The sequence below is a fragment of the Methanocalculus sp. genome (assembly GCF_029762515.1).
In the GTDB taxonomy this organism is placed as follows: Archaea; Halobacteriota; Methanomicrobia; order Methanomicrobiales; family Methanocorpusculaceae; genus Methanocalculus.
Window position 1 is genome coordinate 1 of the sequence record NZ_JARVGN010000437.1, and the last position, 1795, is coordinate 1795.

Annotated in this window: 2 protein-coding genes; both read right to left on the bottom strand. The window is 50.8% G+C overall.

The annotated features are described in order from the left end of the window. Positions 1–170 precede the first annotated feature (170 nt). Positions 171–956 (bottom strand): CBS domain-containing protein, encoded by a 786-nt coding sequence (locus QCH34_RS11895; RefSeq protein WP_300334455.1) that lies wholly within the window; start codon positions 954–956, stop codon positions 171–173. A gap of 320 nt (positions 957–1276) precedes the next feature. Beyond that, positions 1277–1795, bottom strand: a 519-nt coding sequence (locus QCH34_RS11900) for an Hsp20/alpha crystallin family protein (protein ID WP_366898642.1), incomplete at its 5' end; no start/stop codon positions are given.

Sequence of the window (1795 nt, forward strand, 5' to 3'; positions counted from 1 at the left end):
GATGGGTCATAAATCCGGCCTGATTCTTCCGGGCAAACATTGCCAATTCCCCTTACCCTTTTCCCGGCTTTTTGAAGCCTCCATTTTTAAGGATACAGAGAGGTGTTCTGCAAAGAGAAAAGCATGGGAAGAATCGGGGAAAGTTGGAAGAGAAAGTGGTGTGGATTAATTCAATCGTGTGGAACCAGACGGTGCGTGATCGCAACCAGGGGATGGCGTGCATAATCCATCACCTGGATATCATCAAGTGAGTACAGTTTCATGCTCTCTGCTGTCCGTTCAAGTCCAAGTTCGATATCTTCATCGATCACGATGATATAGGCATCAAGCATCCTGATGCCGAGCCGCTTTGCTGCAATGGCCCGGTGGTGGCCATCGACCATGATCCATTTTCCAGACCTTTTCACGACGATGACTGGTTCAGCAAGTCCTTTTTTAATCTCATACATCCGGCCTTCGAGCTCGTCCTGAAAGATCTTTCCCTGTGTCGGCCGGAGCCGGTCAACCGGGACATTGCCCCTCTCAAGGGTCGGTTCGATCCCATAGAGTTTCTTCAACGTCGACATGAAGTTGTAGACTTTTCCGGGGGATACATGCTCGATCTGGGATCTGATCACATCCGCATTTGAGATGATCCCGACCAGTTCATTCTGTTCATTCACGACCGGCAGTTTCTGGATACCTGATCGGAAGATGACACGGGCGGCATCGGTTATCGGCATATCGGGATCGGCGACGATCAGGTGGCGGGACATGATCTGTTCTATCCGAACTGACGGATGCACCCCGATGATATCGCGTGCCGAGATGTAGCCGACGACCTTGTTTCCACGAAGAACAGGAAAACCATCGTGCTGGGTTGAACGGATATGATCGATGACATCCTTTATCATGCCTTCTGCCTTCACGGAGACGACATCGTAGGTCATGTAGTCACGGACCTTTTTCTTGTCTATTGGCTCATTCTTCTGCACAAAACACCCACAAATCTTTTTTTCATTGGATATTCTTCTAATCAGGCCACATACCCGGATAGTGAATGAAACAGATTCCGGATAAATGTCTGATCTGAGAACTATATGAGATCACCCATTCCCGCCAGTTGAGGGGGGGGAGAATTTCCTCCCCTCTCTCTATTCAGCGGGGCTTTTGGTACTGAAGCGGTTCTTTCTGTATGTTGCTCTCTTTTTGAGTTGCTGTTGAATGAGGGGTATTCCTGTCGGCTTTGCAATCCACCCGGGATTCAGACACTCTGTAGCTTTTTTTTTATTTTCGACTATTCGATCTGAATTGACCGCACCGAAGGCATCTCGGTCTTCTTCAGGTGCACCTCAAGAACCCCGTTTTTGAAGGTGGCCTGTGCCCCTTCTTCGGTGACTTCGACCGGGAGGCGGACCATGCGGCGCATCGATCCATACATCCTCTCCCTCATGTAGTAGTTCTCACGCTCATCCTTCTTCCCGGTAGATGAGCGGGTTGCAATCTCAAGCGTCCGTGGATCAATGAGCTGGACACTGACACCGTCCTTCTCAAATCCCGGAAGATCGCAAACAATCACCAGTTCGTCCTCATGGTCGCTGACATCGACCCTGAACTCGCCCCGGATGGCGGGCATGAAGCGATCGGCCATCCCGCCTCCTGCTCCGCCAGCGGTTTCCGGCAGGAGGGTTCTGCTTCCGGAGAAGATATCCTGGAAGCGGGCCTCCATCTCTGCCATCATCTCATCGATCTCCTGTCCGATCGATCCAAATGGGTATCTTCGCCTGTCCCATACCATAGTTACATTCCTCCTATG